Origin of the sequence: Paenibacillus sp. YN15 (genome assembly GCF_003285005.1) — a bacterium.
GTDB lineage: Bacteria > Bacillota > Bacilli > Paenibacillales > NBRC-103111 > Paenibacillus_AR.
In genome coordinates this window covers 80,165-96,732 of record NZ_QMFA01000015.1, presented here as the reverse complement: position 1 = coordinate 96,732, position 16,568 = coordinate 80,165, and the positions used below count along the sequence as shown (strand labels likewise).

At 51.9% G+C, this 16,568-nt stretch carries 18 protein-coding genes and 1 tRNA gene; 7 read left to right on the top strand and 12 right to left on the bottom strand.

The window, feature by feature from the left end; genetic code table 11:
- Nucleotides 1-90: 90 nt before the first annotated feature.
- On the top strand, nucleotides 91-1,326 hold the full coding sequence (locus DQG13_RS14135) for an MFS transporter (RefSeq protein WP_397333972.1): 1,236 nt from the start codon (nucleotides 91-93) through the stop codon (nucleotides 1,324-1,326).
- A 346-nt stretch (nucleotides 1,327-1,672) separates the two neighbouring features.
- Here the strand turns inward: DQG13_RS14135 and DQG13_RS14130 are convergent, their stop codons facing one another.
- Nucleotides 1,673-1,987, bottom strand: coding sequence for an AzlD domain-containing protein (locus DQG13_RS14130; RefSeq protein ID WP_113020416.1), 315 nt, complete (start codon nucleotides 1,985-1,987; stop codon nucleotides 1,673-1,675).
- Nucleotides 1,984-2,715 carry an AzlC family ABC transporter permease gene (locus DQG13_RS14125; RefSeq protein ID WP_113020415.1) on the bottom strand — a complete coding sequence of 244 codons (732 nt, stop codon included), beginning with the start codon at nucleotides 2,713-2,715 and terminating at the stop codon, nucleotides 1,984-1,986. Before DQG13_RS14125 ends, DQG13_RS14130 begins: the two co-directional genes overlap by 4 nt.
- A gap of 325 nt (nucleotides 2,716-3,040) precedes the next feature.
- Between DQG13_RS14125 and DQG13_RS14120 the strand changes: the two genes are divergently transcribed.
- The 3 genes from DQG13_RS14120 (at nucleotide 3,041) to DQG13_RS14110 (ending at nucleotide 4,428) form a co-directional block, all read left to right on the top strand.
- Entirely contained in the window at nucleotides 3,041-3,532 is a 492-nt protein-coding gene (locus tag DQG13_RS14120; RefSeq protein ID WP_113020414.1) for a YbaK/EbsC family protein, read from the top strand.
- Between the two features lie 37 nt (nucleotides 3,533-3,569).
- A complete protein-coding gene (locus DQG13_RS14115) occupies nucleotides 3,570-4,292 on the top strand; it encodes an SOS response-associated peptidase (RefSeq protein ID WP_113020413.1) in 723 nt (240 codons plus the stop codon).
- Between the two features lie 62 nt (nucleotides 4,293-4,354).
- A tRNA-Arg gene (locus tag DQG13_RS14110) sits at nucleotides 4,355-4,428 on the top strand.
- A 61-nt stretch (nucleotides 4,429-4,489) separates the two neighbouring features.
- Here the strand turns inward: DQG13_RS14110 and DQG13_RS14105 are convergent.
- The 6 genes from DQG13_RS14105 to DQG13_RS14080 form a co-directional block, all read right to left on the bottom strand.
- Complete coding sequence (locus DQG13_RS14105) at nucleotides 4,490-5,098, bottom strand: response regulator transcription factor (RefSeq protein WP_113020412.1); 609 nt, start codon at nucleotides 5,096-5,098, stop codon at nucleotides 4,490-4,492.
- 168 nt (nucleotides 5,099-5,266) lie between these two features.
- On the bottom strand, nucleotides 5,267-5,590 hold the full coding sequence (locus DQG13_RS30550) for a hypothetical protein (RefSeq protein WP_146767152.1): 324 nt from the start codon (nucleotides 5,588-5,590) through the stop codon (nucleotides 5,267-5,269).
- Nucleotides 5,591-5,705: 115 nt separating this feature from the next.
- On the bottom strand, nucleotides 5,706-6,209 hold the full coding sequence (locus tag DQG13_RS14100) for an accessory gene regulator B family protein (protein ID WP_113020411.1): 504 nt from the start codon (nucleotides 6,207-6,209) through the stop codon (nucleotides 5,706-5,708).
- The gene (locus DQG13_RS14095) at nucleotides 6,193-6,867 is read right to left on the bottom strand and encodes a hypothetical protein (RefSeq protein WP_113020410.1); all 675 of its coding nucleotides are present in this window, start codon (nucleotides 6,865-6,867) and stop codon (nucleotides 6,193-6,195) included. The genes DQG13_RS14100 and DQG13_RS14095 overlap by 17 nt, the downstream gene beginning before the upstream one ends.
- A gap of 438 nt (nucleotides 6,868-7,305) precedes the next feature.
- On the bottom strand, nucleotides 7,306-7,740 hold the full coding sequence (locus DQG13_RS14085) for an NUDIX hydrolase (protein ID WP_113020408.1): 435 nt from the start codon (nucleotides 7,738-7,740) through the stop codon (nucleotides 7,306-7,308).
- Between the two features lie 41 nt (nucleotides 7,741-7,781).
- Nucleotides 7,782-8,750: a serine hydrolase domain-containing protein gene (locus tag DQG13_RS14080; RefSeq protein ID WP_113020407.1), complete on the bottom strand. Its 969-nt coding sequence runs from the start codon at nucleotides 8,748-8,750 to the stop codon at nucleotides 7,782-7,784.
- A gap of 511 nt (nucleotides 8,751-9,261) precedes the next feature.
- Here DQG13_RS14080 and DQG13_RS14070 point away from each other — a divergent pair.
- A complete protein-coding gene (locus tag DQG13_RS14070) occupies nucleotides 9,262-10,236 on the top strand; it encodes an HD-GYP domain-containing protein (RefSeq protein WP_113020405.1) in 975 nt (324 codons plus the stop codon).
- Between the two features lie 43 nt (nucleotides 10,237-10,279).
- The gene (locus DQG13_RS14065) at nucleotides 10,280-10,822 is read left to right on the top strand and encodes a GNAT family N-acetyltransferase (protein WP_113020404.1); all 543 of its coding nucleotides are present in this window, start codon (nucleotides 10,280-10,282) and stop codon (nucleotides 10,820-10,822) included.
- On the opposite strand, the gene DQG13_RS14060 is transcribed toward DQG13_RS14065, so the two are convergent.
- Nucleotides 10,804-11,370 (bottom strand): YdcF family protein, encoded by a 567-nt coding sequence (locus tag DQG13_RS14060; RefSeq protein ID WP_113020403.1) that lies wholly within the window; start codon nucleotides 11,368-11,370, stop codon nucleotides 10,804-10,806. The two genes, DQG13_RS14065 and DQG13_RS14060, sit on opposite strands and share 19 nt — an antisense overlap.
- Before the next feature lie 78 nt (nucleotides 11,371-11,448).
- Entirely contained in the window at nucleotides 11,449-12,132 is a 684-nt protein-coding gene (locus tag DQG13_RS14055) for a rhamnogalacturonan acetylesterase (RefSeq protein WP_113020402.1), read from the bottom strand.
- Nucleotides 12,133-12,331: 199 nt separating this feature from the next.
- Between DQG13_RS14055 and spoIIP the strand changes: the two genes are divergently transcribed.
- A complete protein-coding gene (spoIIP, locus tag DQG13_RS14050; RefSeq protein ID WP_181592748.1) occupies nucleotides 12,332-13,621 on the top strand; it encodes a stage II sporulation protein P in 1,290 nt (429 codons plus the stop codon).
- Between the two features lie 52 nt (nucleotides 13,622-13,673).
- Here spoIIP and DQG13_RS14045 read toward each other — a convergent pair whose 3' ends face one another.
- A complete protein-coding gene (locus DQG13_RS14045) occupies nucleotides 13,674-15,584 on the bottom strand; it encodes a heparinase II/III family protein (protein ID WP_146767151.1) in 1,911 nt (636 codons plus the stop codon).
- A 29-nt stretch (nucleotides 15,585-15,613) separates the two neighbouring features.
- Entirely contained in the window at nucleotides 15,614-16,486 is an 873-nt protein-coding gene (locus DQG13_RS14040) for a carbohydrate ABC transporter permease (RefSeq protein WP_113020466.1), read from the bottom strand.
- Nucleotides 16,487-16,568: the final 82 nt, after the last annotated feature.

Genomic DNA, 16,568 nt, shown 5'->3' with positions numbered 1-16,568 from the left:
CAACTTGCCGGGAGGAAGGCGGCATATTGGGTGGACAACGGACGTACACATGTACATAAGCAATGCTTGTCAGGAAAGGATGGGGGACCGGTGAAAACCGCTATATGGCTGTACTTGTTTATGTTCGTCGCCTTCTTTGATCTGCACGCACAATATCCGATTCTCTCCCCGTACGCCATTTCGCTGGGTGCTGCTCCGTCCTTCATCGGGCTGATTCTGGGCCTGTACTCCATCACCCATCTGCCGGGAAACCTGCTGGCAGGCATCGGCGTGGACCGCTACGGCAGCAAGGTGTTTATCTGCACCAGCCTGATGGCCGGAGGAGTTCTGCTCCTTCTCCAAGCCAAGGTGGAGGACCCCTGGCAGCTCCTGGTGATCCGCTCCATCAGCGGATTTGTGCTGGCTTTCTTGTCCCCTGCTTGCATGACCCTGCTGGCCAAGCTGGCCCGGGACCGGGTCCATCAGAGCAAGCTTATGTCCGGCAACGGCCTGGTCCATACGCTGGCCTCTGTGGTGTCTCCTGCCGCCGGCGCTTATTTGGTTGCCAAAATCGGGTTTGCCACCTCGTTTACCGTGCTGGGCTGGGGGCTCCTGATCACGGGCATCCTGGCCATCTTCGGCATCCGGGATGTGCGTCTTCCTGCGGGAGGAGCTGCCCTTGCGGCAACAGGCCACGCCCATCATATGGGTCACGGCGGCAGCGGGGGGCAGGTTAAAGGGGGTGGGGCCGAGCAGGGACAGCCTGCGGGCTTGCCTTGGCTGTTTTTTGTGCTGCCTATGGCTATCTCCTGCTCCCAAGGCATTCTCTACTTTGAGCTGCCCATGCTCAACCATCATAACCACGGCCCTGCCTCCGCCTCCGCTCTCACCGGGGCTGTGCTGAATTCGGGAATGCTCTTTTCCCTGGTGAGTCTGGGGGCGCTCCTGTCCCTGAGCATGGTCTTTCTCAACCGGGTTCCTCCTCTTCTGCGCACCATGGCCGGCTGCCTGATGCTGGCAACGGCGTTTTTTGGCATGGCGGTCCGGGCTCCCGTGTCCCTGTATGTGCTGCTCTTCTTCATCGGCATGGCCAAAGGAGTGATCTTCCCGGCTGTGGCCAGCCTGCTGGCCGCCTCCACCAGCGCCTCCCGGTACGGCAGGGCCTATTCCATCCTGTCCATCGCCTACTCTGTGGGCTCGTTCATCGGTCCGGTGGCGGCGGGACAGTGGCGGGGACTGGTTTCACCGTATTTTATCGCGTTTTTTGTGCTGATGGCCGGCCTGTGTTTTCTTCCCCTGAACCGTCTCCGTTGGCAGTCCGCCAAGCTGGATCCTCCCGGATTGTAGCATTCGTTGAAGCCGATGTCGGGACAGCTTCCCATAGGTTGGATGTATGCCTATAGGTATGTGCACAGTCTGAGGGGCGGCATATGCATATACTGCTACTGTAAATGACCTACACGGTCAGGAAAGAGGGGTGTACAACAATGGGCGCTTGCAATCCTTGTGGACCTGGATTCCTCGGCACTTCCACTGCCATGATCCTCGTACTGTATATCCTGCTGGTTATCGTTTTGAAAAGCGGCTGGTTTTAATCGCCTCTTACCCATCGGGAGGGCCGCAAGAAACTGCAATCGGCAAAACAACCTTAGTCCCCTTTCGGCGGGCTAAGGTTGTTTTTTTGGGGGAGGTGCTAACCCAGCTGCATCAGCAGAAACATGGTACCGATGCCAACCACAACGGCCAACAGCAGGCTGCGGGTAAAAAATGCCGCCGCAAAAGCGGGAATGGCCGCCAGCAGATTGTTCGGGCGGAATTCCAGGCTGCCGTCCGGCACGAACAGGGCCTGGGCCAGCAATGCGGCCATCACCGCCACGGGAATATGGCGCAGCCAGCGCATGCTCCATTCGGGCAGCTCCACCCGGCTCAGCAGGGACAACGGCAAAACCCGGGGCACCAGCGTTACAAGGGAGGCGCCCGCAATAACAAGCAGCACGTCCCATCTCATCGGCGCACCTCCGCCAGAAGCCCGGCCGTGGCAGCGATCACAACCGCCGCCAGCACACTCACGCTGGGGGAAAACCACAGGCTTCCAACCAGGGTGCACAGCACCGCAACGGTCAGCACCAGGAGGTCTACCCGCCATTTGCGCCGGGATAACAGTTGAAGGGCCAGAAGGCCGATGAACATGCCCGGCAGGGCAAAATCCAGCCCGAACTCCTGTGGATTTTCAATCCATTGGCCGAATAACGCGCCGATCACGGTGGCCAGGACCCAGTTGGCTTGCGCCGTCATATTCAGCCCCAGCATCCACCGGCCGCTGCCTTTGCCCTCCTGCTCCAAACGGGTGACGGCGACGCCGAAGGTTTCATCCGTCAGCTGCGCGCCGAGAATGGCATTTTTCCACATGGGCAAATGCCGGAAGTAAGGCGCCAGGGATGCGCTCATGAGCAAGTGCCGCAGATTAACAAGAAAGACAGTGAGCACCACCGCAATGCCCGAGCTGCCAGCCATAATCATGCCCGACATAATAAACTGGGCGGAGCCGGCATACACAAACAGGGACATGCAGACAATCTCCAGAATGCTTAACCCGGACGTCCGTCCGATGACGCCGGCGGCGAAGCCGATGCTTAAATATCCTAATACGGTAGGGAGGCAATCCTTCACCCCTTCGGCAAAAGGTCCGAGCCTCCATGCCGGATTGCTCCGGCTTTGCGGGACAAGCTTTTCCATGCCATTTCTCCTATGTCATATGATTATTTCTATATATTTTACCTGCCGCTGGGCGGGAACGCTACAGTTTTCTGCCGGATTCGAGTTCCATTGGCGATTGATGCGCGGGAACGGCCTGTGCTAAAATGGCTTTAATCAACTGAACCGGCAAAGTGCAGCCATTATTTCCCCGGAAATATGCCAACTTTCGAGAGATAACGAAACTGTGGTCCGGATAAACGGGAAAAGCCGACTTTTGCTGAAAATAAGGTATTCTGTGTCCGTTTGAGATTGTACAAGCTTACGATCCAGCTTTCCCTGCGGAAAGCATGAGGAGGTAGTTCTTTTGTCTATTGAGAATGTTAAAGCCCATTTCCGTGCCTATAATAAGGAAGGAGATATTCTGGAGTTCGACACCTCCAGCGCTACCGTAGAGCTGGCTGCCCAGGTGATCGGCACCATCCCCGCGCGGATTGCCAAAACCCTTTCCTTTCGCAGCGATGACGGCGGAGCCATTCTGGTGGTTGCAGCCGGCGATGCACGGATCGACAACAAAAAGTTCCGTGACGCCTTCGGCTATAAAGCCCGGATGCTGACACCGGAGGAGGTTGTCCATTTTACCGGACATGAGGTTGGCGGGGTCTGTCCCTTCGGCCTGGTCCAAACTCTTAACGTCTATCTGGACGTGTCCATGAAACGCTTCGACACCCTGTTCCCCGCCTGCGGCAGTCTGAATTCCGCCATTGAGCTGACCTGCGAGGAAATCTATCAATATGCCAGAGGGACAAGCTGGGTGGATGTCTGCAAGGACTGGGACGCGGACCAGCAGTCTGCTTGAGTTCCGTTCGACAAGATACCGCGGGAGGAGGATCAGAATGTGCGGCAGATATACTCTAATCGTCACCTGGGAGGAACTGATGGAGATGTTTGGCATAGAGGATGCCATGGATTATCCCCTCATACTCCCCCGGTTCAATATGGCCCCCACCCAAATGGGCCCTGTCATTATCTCCCACGGCGGCCGCAACCGCATGGGGCAGCTCCGCTGGGGGTTGATCCCTGCCTGGGCCAAGGACGAAAAAATTGGCTTTCAAACCATCAACGCCAAAGCCGAATCCCTCCGGGACAAGCCTGCTTTCCGCACGCCCTTCCAGAGGAAACGCTGCCTCATTCCGGCTGACGGCTATTATGAATGGCAGCAGCAGGGCAGCGTCAAACAGCCCTACCGCATTGTGGTGAAGGACTGCCCGGTTTTTGCATTCGCCGGACTGTACGATACCTGGCTATCCCCGGACGGGAAGAAAATCTCCACCTACACCATCATCACAACAGCCGCCAATTCCCTTACGGAAAAGCTGCACCCCCGGATGCCGGTCATTCTCCCGCGGGAGCATCAGAAGGACTGGCTGGACAGCTCCGCATCCCCTGCGGACTTGACGAGCCTGCTTGTACCATACGACTCCTCCCGTATGGACCTGTATCCCGTCTCGCCCGCCGTCGGCAACGTCCGCAACGAAGGGCCGGAGCTCATCCATTCCTATCAGCCCAACAAAGAAAAAACCGATCCGCCTCCCGTGCAACTAACTCTTGATTTATAAGGCGCCTTCGGCTATAATCATTACTTGTCGGCATTACGAAGCAACTTCGCGCCGCCACATATGTTCCAGTAGCTCAGCTGGATAGAGCAACGGCCTTCTAAGCCGTCGGTCGGGGGTTCGAATCCCTCCTGGGACGTTAAAAAAACCCGCAAACCCTTGCTGTATAAAGGGGTGCGGGTTTTCTTATATACACACTTTTAGTAATATTTTGTCCTCACAAACCTTTCTATAGCTTCGGTTTTGTTTTTTGCCCCCAACTTGTCGAATATCCTTCTCACATAATTGTCCACTGTCCGCCTGCTCATATGAATCAATTCAGCAATCTGATTGTAGGTTGTCCCACGTATAAGCTTCTTCATAATTAAAATCTCTTCTTGGTTTAAATCCGCTATAACCTCATTGGGAGAAGCCGTTTTCTCTATGATGGGCGGAAACACCGTTAGACCTGACAAAATGCAACTCACTACATTTTTGATGGTCGAAGGATCGGCATCTTTGGTAATTGCTCCATGAGCTTTCGTATCCATCATTTTCTGCAATAACGGATTAATATCCAGACCAGTCACAAAAAGAATTTTGGTGTCTGGGAAACCCTTTAAAATCGCACTAGCCGCCTCTATTCCCGTCATATCCGACAAATGGTAATCCATGATGACAAGATCGGGACGATAAAGTCCTGTTTTCTCGATTCCTTGCTTCCCATTTCCCGCGGTTTGGATTTCCCCGACTTGATCAATGTTTATTAATAATTCCCGTGTTGCGTTTCTCATTAACGGGTGATCGTCTACAATCAGGATATTATGCATACTTCCCCCGCTCTTCCTTTACTTGCAAGAATGTTGCATTGATTTTTGCAGTCCTTTGCGCTTTCATGCAATTAATATAGCATAAATTTTCCATGCTGTATCGTACCAACTTACCATGGTAAATTGGTTATTGACAAATGCAAGACAACATGATAAAGAGCCGTCCTTTTAAGAAGGCGGCTCCGGCAAATGTTTCACTTTTATTCTGTTCCTTCTTGAAACTTGTATCAATTCACCATTCTCTAATCTTACCAAATCATCTTCTCTATTATAAAACCTCAACGCCTCCATACGAACAAGCGTACCGGCATTTATTTCTTCTATGCCAAATTGCGCAAAAAATTTGCTTGCACTTTCCAACGATCCACGCAATAAAAATAAATATTTTGCTGTTTTGGTTGTTAAAATGATGGTTTGCTTTTTGTTGTCGTCTTGTCCGACTGTCCAAACGTCATTAACCGGGACATAGCAGCATTCTCCCGATTGATCCATACATGGTAACTGCAGACTGTTTAGGTCCTTCATTTCTTTTTTTGAGGAAGTCCGAAAATAAGCTTCGGGGCCTCTTTTTGAGCAGGTGCTGCAATGATTTGAGCGATGATTTTTTTCATTTGGTGTCACCTCCCTGTAGAGTTAATAACTGCACCAAGATGACGGAGCCAACCACAGATGATAAAAACAAAGCGTTTGCAGAGATGATTATCCCTATATATATACGTCCTTGATCGCCAGTTTCTAGCCTTCTTTTATTATACCAAATCAACAATCCGCAATTAATAATATTTATTAACTGCAACAAAATATTGGGCATATCCATTGAGGAACAAACAGTGATCACAAAGATACTGAAAACAAAGCAAGCCGAAAGTGTTGGGGCATGAGCTCCTCCGGTATAAAAACGTGAAATCCATAAGGTGAAAATCGCTATGATCGTTCCTGGCAATGTCCCGGTAACCGCTCCAATAGCCGCGGAGATCATAACAACTCCCCAGAAATTAATTTCGATGGCCAGGTAATATGCAATATCATCATCGGAGGCGGTAATGCGGTCGTCCCATGCTTTGGCCTTACGAGCCAATTTTAATGCTATTGCCTCAATAGGGTCTGTCATGGGTCATATCTCTTTTGTACGCCAAGTAAAGCAATGCTGCATAAAGAAAAATGACCACAGGAAAACCTGCAAATGTCTTGTTCTGGGTAATGAGCAATACGGTCATAAAAAACACCAGAAAGGACGCTCCCACAAGCAAAATCACCCTCATTTCCTGGGCGCTTATTTTGGATTTCACGAATGTGTCATGGGGAGGGCGGATTATATAACTGAATCCCAAATTCCGTTTGTAAATGAGATAGGCAACCACTGCGGCGATGACTGAAGAAGTAAATTGCACCGCATAAGCCGCTAGGCTGGAAGAATCGTTAATGACCGCATCGGAGTTAAGTCCGAAGAGGGAATAGATAAGAAAAGTGCCGGTATTGATGATGGCATATGCAAAATAGGTTAATGAAATCATGATTGCTCTGAACAGTTTGATCCTTATCATATACCGCATAAAGAGAATCAGCATGACAAAGGAAACGGTCATATCCACAATCATATCGATTCCCAAATAAACCCTTAGCAAGTATGAGCTCAAAGTAACCAGCGCAGACATGATGCCAATCTCTTTCAGGTACTCTCGATAGGGCAGTGAAAACACTTTGAACATTAAAGCAAACACTGAAAATATTTCTATTGCTCCGAATATAACATACAAAACAAAGCTCATATTATCGCTCCTTGGCCGGACAAAGTCTATGTCTTAAATATATCTTAGATTTAGGTATGAAGCCATATGCGAATTGCAATTTCGTGTCGAATCGTTAACCAAAAGGAGGAGATGAATAGGCAAAAGAGAATTGTATTTAGAGGTACATACGGGGAGTGACTGAGGTGAGGACAATTTGAATGGAGTGGGTATGGAAGTGGACATAGGGCTCAATAGTACATCCGAAAAAATAACGTTCTGGTTAACGTACTCTCTGGTCGCCTTTCTGTTGTATTTTGGTATCCCATACGCGATCGTCTTCTTGGTTTCTCGACGCTTTGGCCTTTCTCGGAAAAAAGCGCATGCACTGGCCGCATTAGCGGGAATTTTAGTGGTTTTAACGCTGGGGTCCTCAAAGCTGTTTCTATAATTAGGAAGCAGACGCCATCATATTCTAAATCATCCGATTCCGCGGGATAATTCTTTCAATGCTCTTCTGTATAATTCCGGTTGTATCGCCGGATACGTCAATTCTTCCGGTAACTCATTCAAAAAACAGATTTCCCCAATTTCACTATCGGACATGAGTTCTCCGATCTCCGTCACTTCGGAATAATATAAAGCGCCAAAGGATTCCTCGCTGCCGTCATGTGTAACGGAATAAATCGACAAAGGAATCATGCTGAATGAACGAGCGCCTGTTTCTTCATATAATTCACGACGTGCTGTCTCATCAATGGCCTCGTTCAGTTCCCTTCTTCCCCCCGGAATCTCCCAAGTGCGTCTTGCCTTATGTCTTACATAAATATCCATACCTTGATACTTAGCGAAAATTACTGCAAATTTTAATAAAGAATCCTCCACTGTATTCGATTCATAAAATTGTACTTGCATATGCCAACACCTTTCTATTTCGATTAAAGGGGGATTGTGCATCAGTCGCGGCGGCTCGGAGCAACTATCGGTCCGTCAATCCTGGTTCCGGTTACCGTAAACCCCTTTAGTGTCATACTTACATTGATATTGAATGAGAACACTACCTTGCTGTCCATGAAGCGAAAACGATACTCCCCGACATACGGCGTTTCAATATAATACACCGTTACCATCAAATCCCCTTGGTCCGCCCATCTGGCGAACAAACAATGCTCCTGCGGGTGCACATGAAGGTCTTTTATGAAATGGGACTGCCCATAAACGGGGCCTGTAAAATCTAAATCAAGCTCATCCTCCAATCCATCTAAAAATTGTATCCGTAGCGTGCTTGCCGATAACCCGACTTCCTTTATATTCAGTTCGTTGTCTTCTAAAGCATAGGAACATGGGACAAAAGGCTCTCGTTTTCCTTCCTGGGGAGGAAGCGCAAAGGAAAGACCCGACAAATAAACACGCAGCTGCTGCAAGGAGATTGTGTCCGTGTCCGTATCCCTTTCATGCTGAATAAAATACTTATCCGCCAGAGCCAAAAAGCTCTCCGCTTTTGTATATTGAGAGACGGCGACAATTGCTAAGTTCCGTTTGGGGCAGACCACACAGAATTGCCCGAATGCACCGTCAGCCCTGTAGGTATGATTGGGGGAAATATGAAATTGGAAGCCATATTGATTGCCGGAGTAGAACTTTTCCAACGCCTCATCCTGCTTGATTGCCTGTGAAGAAACAGCAAGCGTTATATATGCTTCCGGCACAATCCGCTTTCCCTCAAATACTCCTTTGTTAAGCAACATCCGGGCAATTTTAATTAGGGACGACGGTTGCAAGCTAAGCCCCATTCCTCCTGCCGTCAATCCCTCCGGAGAATGCTCCCATTGCGCTTTGGAGATGTCCATGGGCAAAAACAGATGCTCCTCCAAAAAATGCTCAAGACTTGCGCCGGATACTTTTTTAATAACCGCAGAAAGCATGTGTGTGGCATGAGTGCTATTAAGGCGAATAATCCTTTATCTATTGCTATTCCTGTAGCCAACGAAGTAAAGGACTTTGTCATCGAAAATAATAACTGAAGCCCGTCTTCTTTATATGGTTTTTTGCAAAATCTGGCCAATACTTCATCATTATGAATGAGCGCAAAATGAGTGAGGTTGATCTGCCTGCTGGCTTCACATTCCGAAACGAATTTCATTATTGCCGCGGGCGATATGGTTTGGCTGCATTCCATGCTTCCACTCCTTAGAAAGGCTTTCCCCATAGTTTATTCCAAAAATATACGGAACTCCATATGCAACTGGGACAAGGAAAGACCATTCTTATGATCATGACTTATGATCTAATTCCGGCTCGCATTTCCGGACTATCCGCCTCATTTAATTGGGACTTTCTGGGGATATGAAAAAACCTCGCCTTGTGTGTGGGGTTTTTGTTATAGTATTGATTGGATGTTTACCTTTTGAATGCCCCCGTATAAGGAGTTACCGTATGAGAATAATCCATATATCCAAATATGACCACAACACCATGCAGCTGGCCAAGCCGATCTTCGATCATCACCGCCGGGTGCTGCTGGCAGCCCGTCATGTGATCCATCCCAAATACTTGGAGAAGCTGCTGCAAATCGGCATACGCCAACTGGTTGTGGAGGATTCGGAGAGCCGCGGCATTACCTTGGAAGAGATGATCGACGTGCCAACATGGATGGATGTGGTTGCTTTGGTCCAAGAGTTCTTTAGCGCGCCCCTAAAAGGCGTCCCCTTCCCCATCAAAAGCCTGCTGGCAGCCGTTGGACGGCTCCTGATGGAAATCCGCAATCATCCGGTTCTGCTCCCGGTTCCCGAGCAGACGCTGCCCGATCCGCTGCGGCCTTACGCCCGTTCAGTGAATGTTGCCCTGCTTGCTCTACAAGTGGCGCGGAATTTGGGCTACAATGAGATCATGATGCGGGATTTGGCCGTAGGCTGCCTGCTGCACAACATCGGGTCGGTTATCGTGAAAGATCCTGCCGAATTTCCGGAGGTCGGGTTTAATCTGATTCGGAGCATTCGCGAATTCAGCCTGCTCTCCGCCCATGTTGTGTTTCAGCACCGGGAAAAAATGGACGGCAGCGGCTATCCCCGCAGACTGTCGGGAGACACCTTCCACGAATATGCGCAAATCTGCGGCATCTGCAATCTGTACGAAGAGCTGATTTCCGCGAAGGACATGCCCCCGCATATGGCAATGGAACATATTATGACGCTTAGCGACAGCGCTTACCGTGTGGATATTGTGCGGGCCTTCGTCAACGCAGTCCCTTCCTATCCGCCGGGCACGAAAATTTGTATGCAGGACGGCCAGGAGGCCATTGTGATCAAAATCGCCGAACACATGCAGCGCCCGGTTATCCGCTACCTCTCGTCCGGGGCAGAAGTGTCATTGGCGGACAATCCCACCCTGATTATTGCCAAGAGCTGCTAAAAAAGTCCCCTTCTTTTTGAAGGCTATATATTGGAGGGAAATAATGGTACACCCCTATACAATCATTCAATCCGCCACCCTCGATGAGTTTGAAGTGGCCGCCGCACAACCGGAGGATACCGAAGAAGTGATGTCCCTGTTGGTCGGAATCGCAGAGTGGCTGAAAAGCCGCGGTTCACCCCAATGGGCAGGCTTGCTGGAAGGCAAGGATTCCCACAACACCATAGACGCCATACGGCGTGGGGATGTATTTGTCTTTAAGCAGAGGCCGGAAATTGCCGGGATAGTCATGCTGTTGAGCAAACCAAGCCAATGGGACCGGGAGCTGTGGGGAGACAAAGCCTTTGATGGCGATGGAGCCGTCTATTTGCACCGTTTGGCTGTTCACCGTAAATTTGCCCGCACCGGATTGGGCCGGACCATCCTGGACTGGTGCACCTCCGGCATCCGCTTCCCCGGCAAACAATGGATGAGGCTGGATTGTATTGCGGACAACCCTACCCTCAATTCCTTTTACGCCGCAAACGGTTATGTGTATGACGGGGAAAACGGCGGCTTTCGTATGTACTATAGAGCGTTGGATTGAACCCAATTGGGAATATGGTGCGCAAAATATTGGCCCACCTTGGTCAATTCGCTCATGACCTTTTTGATTGTTTGCTCCTCCAAATACCAGTTGTTTTTGGTTATGCCTGTTTTGTCCGTCACCGGACATACCATAAACTTGGTTGACCGCGGGAAAACGGTCTGATAGGTCAGTAAGGACCTCCGGGCATGGTAGGATTTGCATACCAAGATTACCTTTTGGGGAAGGATGCCGTGCTGTTGGAGAACGTTCCAGGAAAGTCTGGAGTTTTCGAAGGTATTGGTGGCCTGGTCTTCCTTGAGGATGGCTTCTTCGGGGACACCGAGAGCGATCCCCACCTCCCGGAGGAATTCCCATTCCGTAGATAAAACGTTTTTGGTTGGGCCGCCTGACGGCAAAATGTACGGAGCCATTCCCTGATGGTATAATTCGGCCGCCTTTTCCATGGGCTGAGGATGACTTCCGCCAGGAATCAGAATCACATCCGCAGGTTCAAGCCCGGTTTCAAAAAACATAAACTCCGTAATGCAGTCAAAGGGATTGTCCATGTTTTGGTTCCTCTCTAATTTTTTCTGACACTCTCCAACACCCAAAAACCCCGCCGGGAGCGGGGCTACTCTATACCGTTATTTCACCAAGCTTGCCAAGGGCTGCAATTGAAGCTCCTTTATTCCTTCGACGACCAATCGTGCCATCTCCTTGGCTCCCTGTTCCGAGAAGTGGGTATTGTCTTCCAGGCCGTTCGGGTAATTGGGGGTTTCGCCCGGTTTTAACCACAGGAAGAAGTCCTTGCTTGGCTCCGCTCCCGTCTTCTCCAGAAGCCCCCGGCTCCGCTCCGTCATATCGATAAAAGGCACCGAAAGCTCGGCGGCCAGCTCCCGTACTGCAGGAGGATAGCTTCCGTGGCTGTCCTTGATGCGCCCCTCTTCGTCAAAAGCCCTTCTGTGAATGGAATTAAGCAGCACCGGATAGGCTCCGGCCTTTCTGGCCACCTCGATGTATTGGGTCAAATAGGACTTGTAGGTGGTATCCGGCTCCGTATGCAAATCCTCATTGGGCTTCTCGTCATTGTGCCCGAATTGGACAAACAAATAATCGCCTTCCCGGATGGCCTCGGCGACCTGCTGAAGACGTCCCTCGTTAATGAAGCTTTTGGAGCTGCGGCCATTTATGGCCCTATTGTCGACCTCCACCTGATCCGTAAAAAAATCCGGCAGCCGCTCCCCCCAGCCTGTTTCCGGTTTTTTGTCCGGCTGCTTGGTGGCTGCGGTAGAATCCCCGGCAATGAAAATGGTTATGTTTCTGCTCATATAATCTGGCTCCCTTCCCATGGCTCAATCTGATATACAGTTTACCGCTTCTCCCAATGAAGGGTAAAGCTTTATTTCCGGAATGATGTCCCGTTTCTCGGCCTCCGACGCGCCCATTATCCCGTTGCAAGCAGGAATACCGCGCACGCCGTCGAATTGTGTTCTCATACATACATTTATCAGAGAGGGGACTCGACTCTTGCGATTGCGGCATCATTTTCTGTGTGGAATTGTCGTTGCCGGACTATTGTGCGGATCATTGTACGGCTCCCAGTGGGCAGCCGCCGCAGGCGCTGTCCGGATGCCTTCCGCTGCTTCGGCTTCATCCGGGGACATATCCGGAACGGCCGCTGAAGCCTCCGCCGCTCCCCAACGGCTGGTCCGGATCACCGACGTCACCAATATACGCCAAAGCCCCAGCCTGGAGGCGGCTGTGCTGAAGAAGGCCCAGCCAGGGCAAACCTACGCCATTCTGAAAACTGTGGCAAAGCCGGAGGGCGACTGGCATCAGGTTTTATTGGCCGAGGATAAAACGGCATACATAGCCAGTTGGGTGGTGGAGACTGCCGAAAGCCAGCCGGAGGAGAGCCCGGCCATCGCTCAGGAGCAGCCGGAGCAGCAGTCCCGCATCATCCTGAACATTATCGATGTCACCAATGTCAGGGCGGAGCCGAGCCTGGAGGGCGCCATCCTGGCAAAAGCCCAGCCCGGCCAAACCTATACCGCCATCGGCACCGAAGGAGCCTGGTACAAGGTGGCCCTGGCCGACGGAAAACCCGCCTACATTGCCGGATGGGTGGTAACGTCCACAACCTTGTCCGGCAGCGCAAGCCAGAGTGCAGACAGCCAGGTTTACATCTACCACACCCACAACCGTGAATCCTGGAAGAGTGTAGCCGCCAACAAATCCGGCACCTCGGTGGACGACGCCAAAACCAATATTACCCTGGTAGGCTTGGAGCTGGGGCAGATTCTCCAGCAGAAGGGAATCCCCGCCATCACCGCCAATGACGACATTGCCGGGCGGCTGGTTCTGAAAAATCTCTCTTATGCCCAAGCCTACTCCGAGTCGCGCAAGACCATTCAGGAGGCCATAAAAACAACTCCCTCCCTGTCCTACTTCTTCGACATCCACAGGGACGCGGATGTGCCGTACAGCCAGACCACGGCCACCATCAACGGCAAAACCTATGCCCGGATCATGTTCGTTATCGGCACGGGCAATCCCAACTATGCGGACAATGCCGCTTTCGCCGAAGAGCTGAACCAGCTGCTGGAAAAAAAATACCCCGGTCTTTCCCGGGGCGTTCTGGTCAAGAACGCGCATCAGGGGAACGGGGAATACAATCAGTCTCTTTCGCCCCACAGCTTGCTTCTGGAATTTGGGGGCGTCAATAATACCTTGGAGGAAAACAAACGGACGGCGGCGGCTTTCGCCGATATTTTCGCCGAATATTATGCCTCTGTGCAAAGCCCGTCCAAGCAATAGCCGCCTGCCTGACACGAAATCCGCTTTGGTCCATTCCGGCCCGAGCGGATTTTTATTCTTCAACGGTTATCCGGAAGGATACCCGCCCAATCCGTTCGTTTGTACGATTAGCCAGCGTCAGCCGGTAAAGCTTCGGTCCCCATACGTTATTCAGCTTGGGATCATCCAGCAGAATGACATCGGATGAGGCCTCGAGAAGGGAAGCATCATAAGCAACCAGCAGGCTTCTGCCCAGCTCCGGATGACGCAGCCGGATTTGGCCGGGTGCAAGCTGCGGCGGAGCGGTGCAGATAAAGGTCCATAATACCGGACCGGCAACCTGCTTCAGCTCATAGTCATCCGTCAGCTCGATGCAGGCGACCGCTCCGCGGCGAAGGGCTGCCCTGCGCCGCCAGGAGATGATTTCCGCTTGCGCCGGATAAGCCCGGGCCAGCTCCAGCTCCACAAAAGCCCCGTCTTCACCGCAAAAGCAATCCAGCACATCGGCCTTGTACTGCCTGCCCGCCTGCTGCTCTGTTCCGTTCACAACCGGCACATTATGATAGCCCGACTGCATCGTCCAGATTTCATACCGGCTTGGGCTAAAGGTTTGGGCCGTGTACGTTCCCACGCCCGCATCGGCCAAAATGGGCATTCCGTCCAGAGCAACGGAAATGTGGCCGATATCGTTATGGTTGTGGCTTTCATCATTATGTCCGCCCTTTATGGCCAGATGCAGGCCATCCGCGCTTCCCCCCTGCTCTCTGGCCGTGAGCACCTGAAGCGCGGGAAGCCAGGATTCCCGGAGATACATCTGCTGCTTTTCCCCCGCATCCGGCGCCTCCGGATTTTCTTCGGGGAATATGGCCGCCAGCTCCCGGAAGAGAGGAATCCTCAATTGGCTGCCGCCCGCACTGATCCTGCGTAAAGGCTGGCTTTCCAGTCCGCACAGGCCCAAGGCCGCCAAGGCTGCATCGCCGATCCGGCGGCCATACCGATAGACAAGCGAGAAATCCATGTTCACCTTGGCAGCGCCGTCGGCAAAGTTGACGAACCTGTTCCCGTCAATAAACATCTTCGTAACATACTGCCCCAGCTTTGCGATGAGCGGCTGGTCATACACCGATAATTCCCCGGCAGTGGCGGCAAACAGAAGCTCCAGACAGTCAAAAAGACTTCCGGCCGCAACTCCCCAGTATTGGACGCCTTCATCGCAGCCTCCATCCTCATATTGCACCTCCACATACCGGTCCAGAGTAACAACGGCCTTCCCGATCAGCTCCAGCCGCCGCTCCGGCTCCTCCTCCAGCAGCAAAGCCGCCGCCAGGCAGTTGGAATTGCACCAGGGATTCCAATTATTCGGCTCCCGCCCGCCAAAGCCCATCCACCAGAAATCATCCCTGGACAGATACGGCGTCAGAATCCTGCGGTTTACCTCGCGCTTGATTCTGTCAACAATAACCGGGCTGATCCCGTTCAGCTGATCCCGAAGCAGATAAACCACCCAAGCCAGCAGCGCTCCCGTATCTGCGGCAAAAAGATCGACCAGCGGCTCGTCGGGATCGGGAAGACCCGCCTCTCCCTGCTTCGGGGACAAATACAGATGGGCGGGAACACACCATGAGCTTTCCTCGCAGACAGCCCATACCCCATTCGCCAGTTCTTCCAGAAACCGTCCCTGACCCTCCATACACTCCGCCAGCGCCAAACAGGCCACAGCCCCCCGCCGCCGGAAATACATGGTTTCAAAATCAGTCCGGTTGCCCTCCCGGTTGAATTTCAGCCAAGCGGCAGCCGGCAGAGGCGCCCATACAAGGCCAAGCAGCGTATTGGCCTCCCTGATCCATTCCCCCTTAAGCTCGGGAGAAAGCTTCTCCCAGGCCTCCCGCTCCCCGGCTCGCGGAAAAGGAGCGAAGCGGCCCATAAGAGCCTTCTTCGCTTCCTCAGACAACCTATCCAATCGGCTTGCCAACAATTGCTTCACTTCTTCCACTCCTTCTGAAGTCGTTATCCCTACCCTTTCACTGAACCCAGGGTTAGACCCTTCACAAAGTATTTTTGCAGAAAAGGGTACAAAATGACAATAGGCAGGGAGGCCAATACCACGGTAGCCATCTGGATGGTCACCGGCTGGGGAATCACCTCGTCATTGGCCATGGTCGAGTAGATATCCGACTGTCCCACCAGCACCACCTGGCGCAGCAGAATCTGCAAGGGCCACAAGCCCGATCTGTTCAAGTACAGAATGGCGGAAAAATACTGGTTCCAGTTGCCCACGGCGTAGAACAGGGTAAAGGTCGCCAGCGCAGGCAGGGATAGAGGCAGTACAATCCGCACGAAGATGCCGAAGTCATTGCAGCCGTCGATGGTGGCCGATTCAATGATGCTTTCATGGATGGACTCGAAAAACTCCCGCATCACCAGAATGTTGAAGGCGGAGGCGGCAGAGGGAATCACCAGCGCCCACAAGGAGTTCATTAGCCCCGTTGCTTTGACCACCAGGAAGGTGGGAATCATGCCGCCGGAGAACAGCATGGTGAACAGAATCATCAGGAGCACCAGTCTTCTGCCGCTGAAATTCCCTCTGGAGCACACATATGCTGTAAGCGAGGTCACGATCATATTCACCATCGTTCCCACCACTGTAATCCATATTGTGTTTTTCAATGAGGTGAAAAAAATCCCCGTATTAAATATATAACTGTACGAGGATAAATCAAAGGTCCTGGGCCAAAAAATCAGCCTTCCCGACACCACTTCCTCCGTGCTTGCCAGGGATTGGGCAACCACATTGACAAAGGGAAGCAGCGTCAAGAGCGAAATCAATCCTAACACAAGATAATTGAAGCTGTTAAAAAAAAGATCAAATCTTCTGGATTGAGACATCTCTGCCACCTTACCTTCCCGGGCTGCGGCAGGCGGAGCCGACACATAAAGCACGGCCACCGCTGCCGTTTTCCCCGTACTT